The 17,778-nt window shown below is 38.4% G+C and carries 9 protein-coding genes and 1 pseudogene; 2 read left to right on the forward strand and 8 right to left on the reverse strand.

The annotated features are described in order from the left end of the window. Window positions 1–14: 14 nt before the first annotated feature. From D8836_RS07500 to D8836_RS07525, 6 genes are all read right to left on the reverse strand, one after another. On the reverse strand, window positions 15–854 hold the full coding sequence (locus tag D8836_RS07500; RefSeq protein WP_125393598.1) for an amino acid ABC transporter substrate-binding protein: 840 nt from the start codon (window positions 852–854) through the stop codon (window positions 15–17). 9 nt (window positions 855–863) lie between these two features. Then, entirely contained in the window at window positions 864–1,493 is a 630-nt protein-coding gene (locus D8836_RS07505) for an amino acid ABC transporter ATP-binding protein (protein WP_125393599.1), read from the reverse strand. Window positions 1,494–1,502: 9 nt separating this feature from the next. Beyond that, window positions 1,503–2,144: an amino acid ABC transporter permease gene (locus D8836_RS07510; protein ID WP_125393600.1), complete on the reverse strand. Its 642-nt coding sequence runs from the start codon at window positions 2,142–2,144 to the stop codon at window positions 1,503–1,505. 140 nt (window positions 2,145–2,284) lie between these two features. Then, window positions 2,285–3,514: a tetratricopeptide repeat protein gene (locus D8836_RS07515; RefSeq protein WP_185761616.1), complete on the reverse strand. Its 1,230-nt coding sequence runs from the start codon at window positions 3,512–3,514 to the stop codon at window positions 2,285–2,287. Then, window positions 3,504–4,670, reverse strand: coding sequence for an AI-2E family transporter (locus tag D8836_RS07520; RefSeq protein WP_023946967.1), 1,167 nt, complete (start codon window positions 4,668–4,670; stop codon window positions 3,504–3,506). Before D8836_RS07520 ends, D8836_RS07515 begins: the two co-directional genes overlap by 11 nt. A gap of 117 nt (window positions 4,671–4,787) precedes the next feature. Further along, window positions 4,788–6,782 carry a peptide ABC transporter substrate-binding protein gene (locus D8836_RS07525; protein ID WP_125393601.1) on the reverse strand — a complete coding sequence of 665 codons (1,995 nt, stop codon included), beginning with the start codon at window positions 6,780–6,782 and terminating at the stop codon, window positions 4,788–4,790. A 177-nt stretch (window positions 6,783–6,959) separates the two neighbouring features. On the opposite strand from D8836_RS07525, the gene D8836_RS07530 reads away from it, so the two are divergent. Both D8836_RS07530 and D8836_RS07535 read left to right on the forward strand, forming a co-directional pair. Further along, window positions 6,960–7,973, forward strand: a complete 1,014-nt coding sequence (locus D8836_RS07530; protein WP_060628023.1) for a lactonase family protein — start codon at window positions 6,960–6,962, stop codon at window positions 7,971–7,973. 191 nt (window positions 7,974–8,164) lie between these two features. After that, a pseudogene (locus tag D8836_RS07535) lies at window positions 8,165–8,677 on the forward strand (transposase); the annotation flags it as partial. 78 nt (window positions 8,678–8,755) lie between these two features. Here the strand turns inward: D8836_RS07535 and D8836_RS07540 are convergent. Together D8836_RS07540 and D8836_RS07545 are read right to left on the reverse strand one after the other, a co-directional pair. Next, on the reverse strand, window positions 8,756–16,672 hold the full coding sequence (locus D8836_RS07540) for a MiiA motif-containing surface protein (protein ID WP_125393603.1): 7,917 nt from the start codon (window positions 16,670–16,672) through the stop codon (window positions 8,756–8,758). A 558-nt stretch (window positions 16,673–17,230) separates the two neighbouring features. Beyond that, the coding region (locus D8836_RS07545) for a YPDG domain-containing protein (protein ID WP_125393604.1) at window positions 17,231–17,778 on the reverse strand (548 nt) is incomplete at its 5' end.

Here is a 17,778-nt window from a genome sequence, read left to right on the forward strand (position 1 = left end):
GACTGAGGAAACACTCAATCTCTACTTTTCACTTCTTTCGTTGCCACATCTTCTCCAAACCATTTTTGGCTGATTTCCTGGAACTTTCCTTCTTGGTATAGTTGAACAAAGGCTTGGTTTAAAGCTTGTAGTAATCTCTTGTCTGCAGGTCTAACTCCGACCGCAAAGGATTCACTTTCAAATCCTGCTGAAAAGACATTGTAGTCATTTAATATACCCTCAGACTGGAGATAGTAATTAGCATACACTCGATCAATCAACAAGGCATCAATTCGATCATTTTTCAAATCAATCAAGGCCTCATTAAAACTCTGGTACTGATTGGCCTTCTGGTCTTTGACACGATTTTTCAGTAAATCTGGCTGGGCTTCAAAGTCTAAATAACCAGAGGAACCGGCTTGGGCTCCCAAAGTCTTATCCTTCATATCCTCTATTGAACGAATCTGCTGGCTTTTCTTCGCAACCAGAACTTGCTGATTTTCCATATAAGGAATGCTAAAGGCAACCTTCTCTCGGCGTTCATCAGTGGCAGAATAGCCATTCCAGATGGCATCTATGGTTCCATTTTGTAGCTCCGTCTCCTTAATATCCCAGTCGATTGGTTGAAATTGCACCTTGACACCTAATTTTTCAGAAACTGCTTGCGCCAAATCAATATCAAAGCCTGTATATTGGCCATTCTTTTCTTCAAATCCCATGGGTACAAAGGTATTGTCAAAACCAATAGTAATAGTCCCCTGCTCTTGATACTTATCCCAGTTATCCTGCTTTGGATCACTAGCCTTCTGAGTACAAGCCGTTAAAAAGAGAGTCAGGAGAGAAACCAATACTAAAGCAATTTTCTTATTAGTCATTGGCACCTCCTACTTGGGCTCAACTTTGAGAATCTGATCTGCGATATTTTCCGCAAACTGCAAATCGTGGGTAACCACAATCTGGGTCATGCCAAGTTTCCTATTTTGCAAGATCAGCTTTTCCACTTCCAAGCGTAATTCTGGATCCAGGGCAGAAGTTGGTTCATCGTAACCTATGATTTCTGGGTCAATCATCATAGCACGCGCCAAGGCCACCCGCTGCTTTTGCCCACCTGATAGTGAGAAGGGATAGGCATCTGCATGTCCTGCCAGCCCTAACTGTTCCAAGAGTCCACGTGCCTTCTTCTCTGCCTCTTCCTGCTTCATTCCCATTGTTTTCACAGGAGATAAGGTCAAATTGTCTAGAACTGATAAATGAGGGAAAAGTTGAAAATCTTGGAATACAAATCCCAGTAGATTTCGCTTCTCCAATTCATTCAGTTCCAAAGGTTCTCCATTATAAAAGATTTGTCCTGAATCGATGGTTTCAAGACCTGCAAGCATACGTAAGAGGGTTGTCTTACCTCCACCCGAAGGCCCAACGATAGCCAGGATTTGCTTTTCAGGAATTTTTAGACTGAAATTAGATAAAATTTGCTTTCCACCAAATCCCTTATTGATATTTCGTAATTCTAACATGGCAGCCTCCTATCTATAGTAACTGTACTTCTTCTCAACTTTTTTGGAAATGATTGTCACAATCCCAATCAAAATCAAGTAAATGGCTCCTGCCAAGAACATGGGAACAAGACTGGCATCACGGTTGGCAGCTGTTCGACTCGCCAAGATAAGGTCTGAAATTCCTAGAGCGTAGACCAGAGACGTATCCTTGACCAAACTCATAACCTCATTAAATACGCTTGGAAGAACAATCTTGGTCACCTGAGGCAAAATAATATAGCGCACTGTATCAAAAGGATTAAACTTCAAGACCTTAGCAGCCTCGTATTGACCTCTAGGAATGGTATCAATCCCCCCACGGAAGATTTCAGCAAAGTAAGCCGCATAATTCAAAACAAAGGCAATAATAGCCGCAGGAAGACGATCCAAACGAATCCCAATACTTGGTAGGACATAATAGATAAAGATTAATTGCAAGAGCAAGGGTGTTCCCCGCATAATCCAAATATAAATATTAATCAGATGATGGAGGGGCTTCCAATGGACTTGCAAGGCAAAGGCAATCAAAACGCCCAAGGGAATAGAAAAAATCAAGACCAGTGCAAAAACCTGCAAAGTCATACTTGCACCGCTCAATAAACTTGGTAATATCTCAAACAAATAAGACATACTGCACCTCCTAAAAATAATTGTTCCTATTATAGCATAAATAAACAAAATAACCAAGAATTTTTGTAAAAAAATTCTCTTTGAAAAAGAAAAACTATATCTATCAAAAATGATTAGATACAGTTTTTAAAAATATATCCTTACAATGTCTCAAATAGTTCTTGCATTTGCACATCATCTGGAACCAGTTTTAAGTAAGCTTGAGCATTGACTTTTGCTTCCTCAAAGTAGCCCAGTTCACGCAAGAGATAGATATAGTGTTCTAGAAATTCTGGATTGTCTTTCAAATCTCCTACTAATTCTTGGTAATGCTCATAGGCAGTATCCAAATCGTCCATCTCTTGATAAGAACGAGCAACCATCCACTTGGTCAAAAGATTTTCTGGCTCATCACTTTGTAAGTCTAGAATGTCCTCATAACGTTCCTGTTCTAGATAAATAGTAGCCAAACGAAGTATGATTTCTTCCGTATCCTCAGCATCTTCTTTAGCAGTAAGGAGGTAGTTTTCTGCACCACTAGCATCATGTAATTCATAAGAAAATTGTGAAGCTGCTAACAAGAGTCTTGTTTCAAAAGGATTTTTCTCCAAGCCTTGCTTAGCGATACGTAGGGCTTCTTGAACTTGATGTTCCTTATGTAAGGCCTGACTATAACCATATTCATAGCCTTCAAAGTCAGGAGAAATGGTATCGATCTGCTTAAAATAGAGGACGGCCTTTTGGTATTCTTCTTGATCAAAGTAAAGACTGGCCAACTCAAAAGCTGTTAGGTCATCGTATTCTAACTCCAGGGCTTTTTCTAAAAACTCTGTAGCCGTTTCAAATTTCCCTAACTGGGCATAGGCAAAGCCAATCCGTTGATAGGTGGAAATGCCTGTTTGCTCATAAATAGTACGATTATCTAACTGGGCATATCCTTGAATGGCCTCTTGATAATTTTCCAACTCACTATCCAACTCTGCTAAGCCCAATATCAAGAGAGGATCCTCTGAGTAGGTCAAGGCCTCCAGCAGTTTCTCACGCGCCACATCTGTCAAACCTTCCAGCTGGTAAAGGTCTGCTTTCAGAGCCAAAGCCGAAACATACCAGTCACTGTCAGATTTGATTTCCTCAAGATAGGCAAAGGCTTCTTCGATTTGACCATCCTCGCTAACAATAGCCGCTAGATTAAGATTAACCTCTGGAAAGTCCTCTACGATTTTCAGGTAAATTTCCTTGGCATGAGGATAAAAACCAATTCCTTCTAGATAGTTGGCTAACTCATACAGAAGGTCACTTGGATCATTTTCTAAAGCTTTGACGAAATAGTGCTCAGCCTTGGTTAAATCTTGCTCCTCCAAAGCCTGTAACATCTGTTGACTATTGTTCACTCTTTACTTCCTCTCCTTCTAGTTCATATAGGCCACTGACTACCTTATACCATTCAAAAATCGCTGAAATGACAACCTTAGCAGAGGCATAAACTGGAATACCGAGCAAGACTCCCCAGATACCAAACATGGATCCTGAAGTTAACAAAACAAAGAGAACATTAATAGGATGGATGTTTAATTGACTTCCCAAAATCAATGGAGAGACAAAACGGCCTTCAATAGTTTGTTCTACTATAAAGACAATCACTACTTTTAAAAGCATAACTGGCCCAGCAATCAAGCCCAATACTAGGGCAGGAAGCATGGCTAAGAAGCTACCCAAATAAGGAACCAGATTTAAAATACCAGCAGTAACCCCCAACGTAACTGCATAGCGTAGACCAATAATCTTGAAGAAAATCATAAACATTACCGCTACAATAATAGCTACTGTCACTTGACCTCGAACATAGTTGGACAACTGCTGATTCACATCTGATAAAACCTGTCCAACAGGTTCTTTCAATTTCGTTGGCATGAATTGGGTCAAATAGTGACGCAGGCCTTTCCCATCACGTAAGAGATAAAAGAGCATGAACGGAACGATAATCAAGGCAACAATCACTTGAGAAGCCCCGCTAATAAAGGCGCTCACCCAGTTGACTGCCTGAGAAGAAACTTTACTTGCCCAAACTGTAGCCTGACTTGAAAAGTTTGTCAAAACTTGTTCTAACTGAGGTCTGAAATCATCTGGTAAACGCTTAGTTACCAAATCATCAATAACTCTATCAGCATCTTCAAGGTAGACTGGAACATTCCTTGCAAAACTTAAAACCTGACGTTGCAGATTTGGGATAGCTACTGCCAAGCCCCAAATGATAAAGAGAGCGATGATGACAAAGACAATACTAATCGCTATAACACGATTGATTTTGTGTTTCTCCATCCAATCAACTATAGGATTTAACAAATAGTATAGTAAACCAGATAGAATGACTGGCAACATCACGACTGCCAAAAAGTCTAAAACAGGTGAAAATAAGAAACTAATCTTACTTAAAATAAAAAGATTCAGTCCCAATAATAAGGTTACCAAAAATACCGTAATTGCCTTGTTATCCAAAAACCACTTGAAAAACCAAGATAGGCTAAAATGTTTCTCTTTTTGCTCCATAAATACTTCCTTTCTATTGTTCTCTCATTATACCATTTTTAAATCAAAATAACTCTTTTTTAAAGTGCTTACATGGAGACAGCGACATAAAAAATCCCCTCAAGAGAGGAGATTCGATTAGTCTTGAATATGACGGTCTAAGTTCTTCTGATAATCAGCATTGGATTTGCCTTTTTCATCAGCAAATTTCTTGCGGAACTCATCCATTTCTTTGGAAGTGACAATCTTATCTTGGAGTTTAAGATATTTATAACTGTTATCTCCTGTTTTGTCACCAATCCAACCATCAGCACCACTACCTAATACTTTCTTCGTTACTAACATTTGGGCACCGTCTGAGTGTACAGGAATAACTAGAGCACTATCTGTTAACCAAGCTTGCGCCTTAGCATATTTAGAATAACGTTTTTGCAGATCTGTTTTTTCACTATTTGCATCATCAATCAATCCTTTGTATTTATCCAATCCAACTGTTTTAATGGCTGGATTGTCTGTTCCTGGTGCTACACCAAGAGAGCCGAGGAGACTTGGACCTGAAGTTGGATCAAATACATCTAGATAAGTTGATGGATCTGCATAATCCGGACTCCAACCACTATTAACATTAATGTCCCAATCAACATTATTATTTGATGTTGCTAGAACAGTCATGTTTCCCAATTCATCATCAGAAACCTGTTGAATGTCAACAACTACATTTTCAGAGTCCAAGGCTTCTTCAATGGATTGTTTATAAGACTGAGCTTGATGGATAAAATCTGTCTGAGTCGATGAAACTGGAAGATCTAAATGAATTGGGAACTGTACTCCATCAGCTTGAAGAGTTTTCTTAGCAGATTCAAACTTAGCTTTAGCCTTGTCTACGTTATGAAGTGAATCTTGCGCATCATCAAGACTGACATCTTTCCAGACATTATCCAATTTATCCAATTCTATCTTTGTTACTTGACCAAACGATTGGTCTCCAACTTGTACAAATGTTGGAGGAGTGAAACTTGTACGTAGTTTACGAGGCGCTACTTCATCTCCAAACACCTGAGAAACAGCTGCTTTACGATCTGCAGCAAAAGCCAAGGCTTGACGGAAATCTTTGTTTAACAAGGCTTTCTTAGTAGAAGTTTTTTCTGCATCACTTGTTTTAGCAGTGTGATTGTAATTTACACGGTCGATATTGGTTGAGATATAAAAAACTCCTCCACGCTGTTGACCATACACAATATTATCCTTGTATTTTTCTTTTAGACGTTCATAGTTAGCAGAGTTTTTAAAGAGAGGCGCAGCTGGATAATGTCCCTCATCAAAACCGCGTCCTAGGGAGTCTGCATCTTGACCATCAAAGAAGGATAACTTGATATCATCAATAAAGACATTTTGTTTATCCCAGTAGTTTTGATTTTTTGTCATTTCGATAGAAGACTTAGATGTAAGACCTTTGAGGAGATAAGGCCCATTGTATAGAATGCTCGTTACATCCGTTGGTTTACCAAAGTCATCTCCTTTAGAAGCTAAAAAGTCTTCATTAACTGGTGCAAGGACTCCCATTGTTGTTTTTGAATTCCAGAAAGATTCTGGATGATTCAAAGTATAAACAACAGTATAATCGTCTGTTGCTTTTACACCAACAGTAGAAAAATCTGTTGTTTTCCCATTTACATAGTCATCCAATCCTTTGATAGAATCCTGTACGAGATAAAGAGCCTGTGATTTCTTATCTGCTGCGTGTTTCAGACCAGTTACAAAATCCTGAGCCTTAACTTCACCATACTCCTCTCCCTCATTGGTATACCACTTGACACCCTGACGGATTTTATAGGTATAGGTCAAACCATCTTTGGAAACAGTCCAATCTTCTGCAACTGATGGGACCAGATTCCCATATTGGTCATTTTCTAATAATCCATCAATAACATTACCTGTAATCTGTTTAGTGCTGACATTACCAGAAACTGTATAATCCAAAGTAACAGGATCTAATGAGAATACATAGGCATAAGTAACTGGTTTAGTTGCTTGTTTAGTTGCTTCTTTATTACCATTACCAGATGAACACGCTACTAGCACTGCTGCCGAGAGTACAGCAACTCCTGCTGCTAAGAAAACACGTTTTTTCATAGTTAAACTCCTTTGCAATTTGTATAAGATTATTATAGCACTTTTATTAAGTAAATCAATGAAAACATTTCTAATATTATCATCAAAAGAATTAGGTAAAGCTCTTGCTAATCTTGATTTCTTTATACTTCCATTTTTGTGATATAATAGTCTTATCTTTTGTATAGAGGTAAAGTTATGAAAAAAACTGTTTATTTTGGAACTTATACACGTCGGACTTCCCAAGGGATTTACAAGGCAGACTTTGATACAGAAACTGGTCAGCTTTCAAATCTAGAACTTTTTGCTACTGAGCCAAGTCCAACCTACCTTGCCTTTGACCAGCACCAACATTTATACACTGTTGGTAGTCAAGACGATAAGGGTGGAATTGCAGCATATCAAACTAATGGTAACTTATTAAATCACGTCGTTGAAGAGGGAGCCCCCCACTGTTATGTTGCCGTTGATGAAGAGCGTGATTTGGTTTACGCGGCAAACTACCACAAGGGACAGGTCCTTGTTTATAAACGTCAGGAAGATGGTCGTCTTGTACTTAGTGATATTGATCAACACAGTGGCCAAGGTCCACATGAAAATCAAGCTTCTCCACATGTTCACTATACAGATTTAACACCTGACCACTATCTAGTGACCTGCGACTTGGGAACAGACCAAGTTATCACTTATGATTTTGATTCAGAAGGAAAATTATCTAAGCTCTATACCTATCATAGCCAGCCAGGAGCAGGCTCACGCCATATTATTTTCCATAACCATTATAAAATCGCTTATCTCATTTGTGAACTCAATAGCACTATCGAGGTTCTAATCTACGATGGTGTTGGCGAATTTGAACGCATGCAAGTCATTTCAACTCTACCAGACGGTTATGAAGGCTTTAATGGTACTGCTGCCATTCGTCTCTCTAAAGATGGTAAATACCTCTACGCCTCTAACCGTGGTCATGATTCTATCGTAGTATATACAATCCTTGCGGACGGTAGCTTAGAGTTGTTAGAAATCGTTCCGACACATGGTCAGACTCCACGTGATTTTGATTTGACACCAGACCAAGAATTTGTCATTGCTGTCCATCAAGACTCTGACAATGCAACCGTCTTTAAACGCAATTCTGAAACTGGACGTCTAGCAGAACTTTCTAATGACTTTCATGTCCCAGAAGCAGTCTGCATCAGTTTTGCCCCTTAAGAAAACATAAAAAAACGGGCTCTATAATATTTGTAGTGGGTAAATCCCCTATGGATATTATGGAGCCTATTTTGTTGTAGAAAAGAAGTCCCATATCATCTATAATGAAAAGCGACCAAACTATCATTAGAAAGAATCATATGGAACAATTACATTTTATCACAAAACTGCTAGATATCAAAGACCTCAATATCCAAATTATGAATCAATTTCATCGAAAGTCTCATGAATACAAGGCTATCAAGCGCTACTGGAAACTCATCCAACAAGATAGTCGGAAAATAAGCGATAAACGTTTTTATCATCCTACTTTTCGTATGCACTTGACGAATAAAGAGATTTTAGACAAGCTTTTGGGCTATTCAAAAGACTTGAAACACCACTACCATCTCTATCAACTCTTGCTGTTTCACTTTCAGGACAAGAAGCCTGACAAATTTTTCGGACTCATTGAGGACAATCTGCAGCAGGTTCATCCTCTTTTTCAGACTGTCTTTAAAACCTTCCTCAAAGATAAAGAGAAGATTGTCAATGCCCTTCAACTACCCTATTCAAACGCCAAATTAGAAGCAACGAATAATCTCATTAAACTCATCAAACGCAATGCCTTTGGATTTCGGAACTTTGAAAACTTCAAAAAACGGATTTTTATTGCTCTGAACATCAAAAAAGAAAGGACGAATTTTGTCCTTTCTCGAGCTTAGCTTTTCTTCAACCCACTACAGTTGACAAAGAGCCAAAAAAAGAAGATGACGAATCATCTTCTTAAAAACTATGAGTTTTTAGTCTTCTTTTTTCTTGCGAGAAAGAAGTCCAAATCCACCTAGGGCTCCAAGAAGTCCAAGCGCTGCGAGGCTAGCGTTAGCTTCTGTACCTGTGTTAGGCAATTCTTTAGCCACTGTATTCACGTTAGCTGTTTCTTGGTTAGCGTTTGTGGCTTGAGTAGCTTGGTCATTAGCTAGAATTGCATGATTAGTTGCTGGAGAAACTTTCAACATGAAGTCTTCTATACGTTTAACCATTGCATCCACTTCTGCTTGAGTTGCGTTTGCATTGGCAAATACTTCTTTAGCGGCTGCTAATAATGCGTTCGCTTCTTTCACAGTTTCTGCATCAAGCTTAGCTGATTCTTGGATGATTAGCTTATCCAATTGACGAATAGCACCTTCTAACTTCGATTTATCGACTATCGTTTCAGCGTTATTAATTCTATTATTTCCTCGATTATATGATGGAACATAAGGAATTTCTTTAAAGATATCTTTAGCTAAAACTGTATATGCTTTACCATTATTCAAAATAACCGTTGCATTTCCTTTATCATCGAAGATTACTTCTGCTACATCTGGGTTAGCTGCCATAATTTTGGCTTTAGCTCCCGCTTTATCCGCGTCTGTTAAGTTGTCCAAATCAGCTACAAGTTGTTTTTCAAAATCAAGATTAAGATTTTCACCATTGTTTTTAGTTGCTACATCTGCTTCATCTTTAACTAATTGTTCAGCTGAAATTGTTGCTGTTTTTCCATCTACTGTGGTTACTGTCGCGTTACCCTTTTCATCTACAACAACTGTTGAGCCTGGATTTACAGCTTCCACAGCAACCTTAATCTTAGCAATTTCTTCAGGAGTTAAGTTATTCTTATCTGCTACCAAGGTGCGTGTAGCTGGAATATTCACACCATTTTGCTCAGATAGGTCTGCAAGTTTTTCTGTTGGAATAACTAGTTGAGAAGCAGGAATTACGGCTGTCTTACCATCTTTCGTAGTAACTGTCGCATTTCCTTTGTCATCTACTACTACCTTAGCACCTGGATTAACTGCTTCTACTGCTGTCTTAACTGCTTCTTTTTCTGAATCAGTTAAAGCATCTTTCTTAGCAACTGCTGTTTTAACCGCCGGTGTGTTGATATCATTGCCTGCATTTGGTTTAGCGACTGCTTCTGCTGTCTTCGTCAAATCAGCTGCTGGAATAACCGCTGTCTTACCTGAAGGTGTTGTAACAGTTGCGTTACCTTTGTCATCTACTACCACCGTAGCTCCTGGGTTAACGGCTTTAACCTTATCCTCAATAGCTTTCTTCTCTTCTGGAGTAAGGGCTTCTGGATTGGCTACTACTGTCTTAGACGCTGGCTTAACTACATCGTCGCCTGCATTTGGTTTAGNCGCTGCTTCTGCTGTCTTCGTCAAATCAGCTGCTGGAATAACCGCNGTCTTACCTGAAGGTGTTGTAACAGTTGCGTTACCTTTGTCATCTACTACTACTGTAGCTCCTGGGTTAACGGCTTTAACCTTATCCTCAATAGCTTTCTCCTCTTCTGGAGTAAGGGCTTCTGGATTGGCTACTACTGTCTTAGACGCTGGCTTAACTACATCGTCGCCTGCATTTGGTTTAGACGCTGCTTCTGCTGTCTTCGTCAAATCAGCTGCTGGAATAACCGCTGTCTTACCTGAAGGTGTTGTAACAGTTGCGTTACCTTTGTCATCTACTACAACCGTAGCTCCTGGGTTAACGGCTTTAACCTTATCCTCAATAGCTTTCTTCTCTTCTGGAGTAAGGGCTTCTGGATTGGCTACTACTGTCTTAGAGGCTGGGGTAATCACATCGTCGCCTGCATTTGGTTTAGCCGCTGCTTCTGCTGTCTTCGTTAATGCTGATGCTGGAATAACCGCTGTCTTACCTGAAGGTGTTGTAACAGTTGCGTTACCTTTGTCATCTACTACAACCGTAGCTCCTGGGTTAACGGCTTTAACCTTATCCTCAATAGCTTTCTTCTCTTCTGGAGTAAGGGCTTCTGGATTAGCTACTACTGTCTTAGACGCTGGGGTAATCACATCGTCGCCTGCATTTGGTTTAGACGCTGCTTCTGCTGTCTTCGTCAAATCAGCTGCTGGAATAACCGCTGTCTTACCTGAAGGTGTTGTAACAGTTGCGTTACCTTTGTCATCTACTACCACCGTAGCTCCTGGGTTAACGGCTTTAACCTTATCCTCAATAGCTTTCTTCTCTTCTGGAGTAAGGGCTTCTGGATTGGCTACTACTGTCTTAGACGCTGGCTTAACTACATCGTCGCCTGCATTTGGTTTAGTCGCTGCTTCTGCTGTCTTCGTCAAATCAGCTGCTGGAATAACCGCTGTCTTACCTGAAGGTGTTGTAACAGTTGCGTTACCTTTGTCATCTACTACAACCGTAGCACCTGGGTTAACGGCTTTAACCTTATCCTCAATAGCTTTCTTCTCTTCTGGAGTAAGGGCTTCTGGATTGGCTACTACTGTCTTAGACGCTGGCTTAACTACATCGTCGCCTGCATTTGGTTTAGCCGCCGCTTCTGCTGTCTTCGTCAAATCAGCTGCTGGAATAACCGCTGTCTTACCTGAAGGTGTTGTAACAGTTGCGTTACCTTTGTCATCTACTACTACTGTAGCTCCTGGGTTAACGGCTTTAACCTTATCCTCAATAGCTTTCTTCTCTTCTGGAGTAAGGGCTTCTGGATTTGCTACGACTGTTTTATCTGATGGTGTATTGATGTCGTTTCCTGCATTTGGTTTCTTAGTATCTTCAGCAGTACGTACTAATTCATCTACAGGAATCACTTGTGTTTGTCCATCTGGAGTTGATACTTTAGCATTTCCTTTTTCATCTACTGTTACTACAGAATTTGGATTTACTGCTTCTACAGCTGCTTTAATTTTTTCTTTTTCAGCATCTGTTAATTTAGCTGGATCTGCTACAACCACTTTATTCGCTGGTTTAACTACATCATTTCCTGCTTTTGGTTCATTTGCTGTATCAGACGTTTTCACAACTTGTTCAGGAGTGATGGTTTCCTGATGACCATCTGGAGTTGTAACAGTAATATTTCCATCTGCATCTTGAGTAATTTCTTTAGCATCTGGATTTACTTTCTTAACAGCTTCTAAGACCTTAGCTTTTTCATCGTCTGTTAAAGCACTTGGATCATTTACAAGAACTTTATCAGCCGGAATATTTACTTCGCCTACAGCTTTAATAGCAGCTTTATCTGATTCTTCAATTCCGTTAACAGCTTCTGATGTTGTAGCTTTATCTACAGCTTTTTTAGCTTGTTCTGCAATCTTATCTACTTGAGCTTTAAGATCTTCTTTTGCTTTAGGAGTTAAATCTGTACGTGCATCAATTGCTTCTTTTTTAGCTGTTGCCTCTTCATCAATTGCTTTACGTGCATTTGGTTTATCTTCTACAACTGGTAAAACTTTTTCGATTGCTGCTTTCACATCATCAGTAAATTTATTTACTTCTGCATCTGTTGTTTTATCATCAATTGCTTTCTTAGCTTCTTCTGCTAAGAATTTAGCTTGATCTGCTGCTACTTTTTTCTCTTCATCAGTAGCATCTGGCGTACTTTCGATAGTTTTTAGTTGTTCAGCTAATTTAGCATCAATTGCTTTTTTAGCTTCTGGTTTAGTTACTGCTGTTGGATTTACTGCAGTTACTTCGTCAACACCTGTTTTCTTAGCTGTATCTACTGCTGTTTGTGCTGTTTGTGCAGCTTCTGGTGTATCTGCTACATCTGGTTGTTTAGCGATTTCTGCTAATTGTGCATCAGCTTTATCTTTCGCTTCTTTCTTAGCTGTAGCTTTTTCTTCATCAGTTAAATCAGTACGTTTATCAATTTCAGCATTTTTATCTTCTAATGCTTTCGCGATTGCTTGTTTAGCTGGTTCTTTTGCTACTGGAGTTACATTTGCAACTGCTGTTTCACCATCTGTTTTAGCTTGATCTACATCCGCATCTGTTGTTGCTTTATCAATAGCATCTTTAGCTGCATCTGCTTTTGCTTTCGCTGCTTCTTTTGCTGCTGTTTTTTGCTCAGGTGTTAAATCATCACGAGCGTCAATTGCGTTGTTTTTAGCTGTTAATGCATCTTCAATTGCTTTCTTAGCCACATTTTTCTTAACCGCTTCTGGATTTACTGCTTTAACTTCCGCAACACCCGTAGTTTTAGCTGTGTCTACTGCTGTTTGCGCCGCTGTTGCTTTATCTGAGGTATCTGCAATCGCTGGTTGAGCATTGATAGCATCTGTAGCTTTTTTAGCTAAGTCTTTCGCTTCTTTCTTAGCCGCTTCTTTTTCTTCTGTCGTTAAATCTTTACGAGCATCAAGTTCTTTTTCTTTCTCAGCTAATTCATCTGCTACTGCTTTTTTCGCTTCTTCTTTAGCGATTGGGTATACAGATGTTACATCTGCAACACCTTTATCTTCTGCATCGTTAACAATTTTTTGTGCTGCTGCCGCTGCATCTGCTGTTTCTGCGTTATCAGGTTGGGCATTAACTTTTACAAGTTCTGCATCTGCTAATTTCTTAGCTTCAGCCTTAGCTGCATCTTTTTCTGCTTGACTTAAATCAGCACGGTTATCAATTTCTTGATTTTTAGCTGTTAATGCATTGCCAATAGCTTCTTTTGCATTTTCTTTCGCAATTGGGTTAACTTTGCCAATTTCTGTTATTCCAGTACCTTTCGCTGTATCTACAGCTGCATCTGTTGTTGCTGCATCGATTGCTTTTGTTGCATCTTCTGCTGCTTTAGTAACTTTAGCAAGAGCCGCATCTTTTTCTGCTTGTGTTAGATTTTTATCAGCATTAATTGCATCGGCTTTCGCTTGGCGCGCTGCTTCAACATCTGCTTTAGCAGCAGCCTTTTTAGCTACTACTGGATTGTCCCCTGCGATTGCTGTAGTTCCAGCATTTTTGGCCTTATCAATAGCATCTTTTGTCGTTACATTAGCATCGTTAATCGCTGCTACTGCTTTTTCTTTATCTGCTTTTACTTTTGCGATTGCTGCTGCTTTTTCTTCGTCAGTAGCGTTTGGAGTTTTGTTAATCTCAGCAATCTTATCTTCTGCTGCCTGGTTAACTGCATTAATCGCTGGCTGTTTGTCTAGTTTTACTACTTCTGTTAGAGTTAACTTATCTGTAGAACCATCTTTATAAGTAACTACAATTTTATCGCCTTCTTTAGTTATAGATTTAATATATTGTGAAGCATTTTCTACTAATGATCCATTTTTATCTTTTAATCTTTCATCATCAGCAGTATTGTATTGAATCTTAATGTTATTTTTAATTTTTTCAAAATCATCATTTGATAAATTGTTAATGTCAGATACTGCTATTTTATTAGCTTCTTCTGTTTGTCCTTGAATATCATATTTCTGAGTTTGTTCACGAACTACTAGTTTGAACCATCCTTCTGGCACTTGGTCTACTGTCTTACCTGAATCACTATTACCATTAGGGTCAGAGAATGTTGCACCTTCTAAATCTTCTGCAACTAAGTATCTTGTCATTAAGTTACCTTTAAAGTTTGGTTGACCTGATACTGACACTGTTCCTGTAATCGTTACTTTTGCTGGATTAGTTTCAGTTGCTTCAATTCCTGTTTCATTTCTTTGGTAACCTGTTGTTAATCCATATTGATCTCTTATTCTACCGCCGGCAGCACCTGGAGCATCATTTCCTCTACCACCTTCAGCAATACGAATATCTTTAATTTTTCCGGAATCATCAGTTGCTGATAATTCTATATTTGTTTCTTCGCCTTTATAAACATAGATTTCTTTTGTAGCTGGATTAGAGAACGGGATAATTCCTTTCGGTCTTACATTTAAAACTTTACTTTTTTCAATTGTATCTACAGAACCATCTTTATATGTTACAACAAGCTTAGAAGAGTCAGTTGTCGATACTGCAACAGTATCAATTAATGAAGTAGGATTAGTAACTGCTGTACCTTTTAGACTTGCAAGTCGTTCGTCATCATTTGTTGAAGAATACTCTAATTTCAATCTTGACTTAATCGTTGCTAAATCTGTTGCTGTAATATTATCAATATCATTAACAGTTATACGTGTAGAATCAGTTAAATCCTTAATATCATACTTAGATGTTTGATCTTTAACGACAAACCGAATATATCCTGGTTTAGATTTTGCATCAGGATCAATATCTAAAGCATTAAAGTTACGATCTGCTGGCATTGAACTAAAGTTATCATTGTCATTAGCAACAACATAACTTGTCCATTGTTTACCCGCATCCAGATTGGTTTCACCTGTCATTGTAATGGTTGCTTCCTGTTTGTTATCAGAAATTGTGCCCGCACCAGTAACAACACCATTATCAATCTTACCTGTTGTGAACCCAAAACCATCAGCATTATTCCAGTTAACATCTCCAGGTCCACGCAAGTAGAAATCTTTAACTGCAGTATCGTCTGACGCTTTGAATGTCAAATCTGTATTTTCACCAGTATAAACATAAACTTGTTTCTCTGCTTGGTTCGAATACGGCACTTTTACTGTAGGTAGCGGATTATTGCGTAAAACACTTGTTAAAGCAACAGAATCTGTTGAGCCGTCTTTATAAGTAACAACAATCTTATCTCCTTGCTTAGTTACAGTGTCAATGTAGTTCGAAGCATTTTCTACTAATTTACCGTTTTTATCAAGCAATCTTGCATCGTCTGCTGTATTATAAGTAATTTTTATATTATTTTTAATTTTCTCGAAATCTGCTTGAGATAGATTGTTTACATCAGCAACGGCTATCTTACCAGCTCCATTAGTTTGTGCTTGAATATCATATTTTTGAGTTTGTTGACGAACCCATAACTTAAAGTAGCCTTCTGGTAGTGGATTCGCATTTTCCTGATTGCCGGTAGGTTCTGAGAACACTGCCCCATCTAAATCTTCAGCAACTAGATAACGTGTCACTAACTTACCTGTATAAGTTGGGTTGTTTGGCACCGATATATTCCCAGTAATAGTTACCTTAGCAGGATTATCTTGGGTCGCTACAATTCCTTCAGTTTCATTTCTCTGAGATGAGAACGTTAGTCCATACTGGTTATTTATTTTACCACCAGCAGCCCCAGCAGCATCAATTCCTCTTGAACCCTCAGCTATACGAATATCCTTAAGTTTTCCAGAATCATCTGTTGCTGATAATTCGATATTTGTTTCTTCACCTTTATAAACATAAATATCTTTTGTAGTCGCATTAGAAAACGGAATATTCCCAACTGGTTTCTTATTTGTAACAGCTTCTGTACGGAAAGCATTATCTCCATCTAAGACTTTTCCATTACGCGAATCATTAGAACCAGTATTTTCAATTGAATTAGAATCAGATTTTTTCTCTGTATTATCTGCTTTTTTACCGACAGTTTCTTTACCATTTGTCGTATCTACTGCTGGTTTTTCTTGTTTCTCTACAGGTTTATTGTGCAATTTTGCGTTTACTACAGTAACAAGTGTATTATAAGCTACTTTTAGTTCATCTTGGCTAGTTGCAGAAGCAAGCACAGATTTAGCAGAAGCAAGCTCAGAATTTAAAAGAGCGATGCTCTCCTCAGTCTTATTAGCGTATTTACCCGCTGAAATTTTCTCTTCAATTTCAGCAATATAGCTTTTCAATTGAGTCTTATCCAAAACAACTTCTTTAGTTGGAACATCAGCTGTTTTTCCTCCTTGGATTCCAGCTCCTTGGATTTCAGCTCTTTGGATTTCATCGGCTTGAACAGACACCGCTCCATTACCCAAAAACATGAAAAGTGCAGCAACTGCTACGCTAGCTGCTCCAAAACTGTATTTACGAATTGAGTAACGCGTGACTTTTTCACGGCGTAAACGTTCAGAACGACTCATAGATGGTTTATTTCCCATTATCTTCTCCTCTAAAATTTATTTAGTTTAGTATCCATACAAAATACTAGCTGTTGCTAAGAACAGCTTGCAATTCTAATATGATTACTTATACATATCATTTTACTCTATTTTTTATTTATATTCAACTGATTAGAATCAAATTTTTACAAAAAAAAAAAAAGTGTTTTGCGAAAGTAGACAATTTTCTGATATCTGCGCACTGTATTTTTATACATATCATTGCAAGTTATTTGATAGATGGATCCATCGTTGGAATTAACCTATTTGTTGTAAAAAAACTATTAATCATAGTAAAACTCTCCGTTTGAAAGTTACTTATAAAAAGATGTTTATTTCAATCCAGACATATTCATTTTAGTATTGATTACACTACTAAATTCAGCTAACTAAAAAACTATCTATTTTCATATCTGCTAATTTAGAACATGCAAAAAGAGCAAATCAGAATTCTGATTTGCTTGCTTTTTGTTTAAAATCTCAATTTTAAGAATTCATAAGATAGATTTCTCAAAATCAATCTTCTAGAGTTGCTAAGAAGTTTAAAATTTATCTATTTTATTCTTCTTTTTTCTTTCCAACTACAAGTCCAAATCCACTTAGAACACCAATAATCCCTAAAGTTGCAAGTGTTGCATTTGATTCTGTCCCAGTATTTGGTAATACATTTTGAGAATCATTTGACTTAACTTCATCATCTCTAGTGTTATATCGGTTTTCGTTAGTATTCGGTGTCATCGGAGGAAGTGGTTTGCCAGTCTCTTCTATTACTGGTATTTCTACCTTAGTTCCTGGTTTGCCTTGTCCATCGTCATACTTAGGATTGTAGATGTCTTTATCGCGTTTGGTTACTGTTACTTTTACTGGTATTTCTTCTTTCGATCCATCTGGATACGTTACGGTTACTTTACCTGTAATTTCATCTCCTGGATTCTTATCCTCTGGAATTGTCACAGTTACTTTGCCCTTGTCATCTACGGTGATGCCTGGTGTATCACTTTCGAATTTTGTACCCTCTGGAAGTGGTTTGCCAGTCTCTTCTGTTACTGGTATTTCTACCTTAGTTCCTGGTTTACCTTGTCCATCGTCATACTTAGGATTGTAGA

The organism is Streptococcus mitis (genome assembly GCF_003942995.1).
GTDB classification, from domain to species: domain Bacteria; phylum Bacillota; class Bacilli; order Lactobacillales; family Streptococcaceae; genus Streptococcus; species Streptococcus mitis_CV.

Excerpts from the sequence above, each read along its gene's own strand:
- D8836_RS07500 (WP_125393598.1), bottom strand. The coding sequence starts at position 854 with ATGACTAATAAGAAAATTGCTTTAGTATTGGTTTCTCTCCTGACTCTC.
- D8836_RS07510 (WP_125393600.1), bottom strand. The coding sequence starts at position 2,144 with ATGTCTTATTTGTTTGAGATATTACCAAGTTTATTGAGCGGTGCAAGT.
- D8836_RS07520 (WP_023946967.1), bottom strand. The coding sequence starts at position 4,670 with ATGGAGCAAAAAGAGAAACATTTTAGCCTATCTTGGTTTTTCAAGTGG.
- D8836_RS07505 (WP_125393599.1), bottom strand. The coding sequence starts at position 1,493 with ATGTTAGAATTACGAAATATCAATAAGGGATTTGGTGGAAAGCAAATT.
- D8836_RS07530 (WP_060628023.1), top strand. The coding sequence starts at position 6,960 with ATGAAAAAAACTGTTTATTTTGGAACTTATACACGTCGGACTTCCCAA.
- D8836_RS07525 (WP_125393601.1), bottom strand. The coding sequence starts at position 6,782 with ATGAAAAAACGTGTTTTCTTAGCAGCAGGAGTTGCTGTACTCTCGGCA.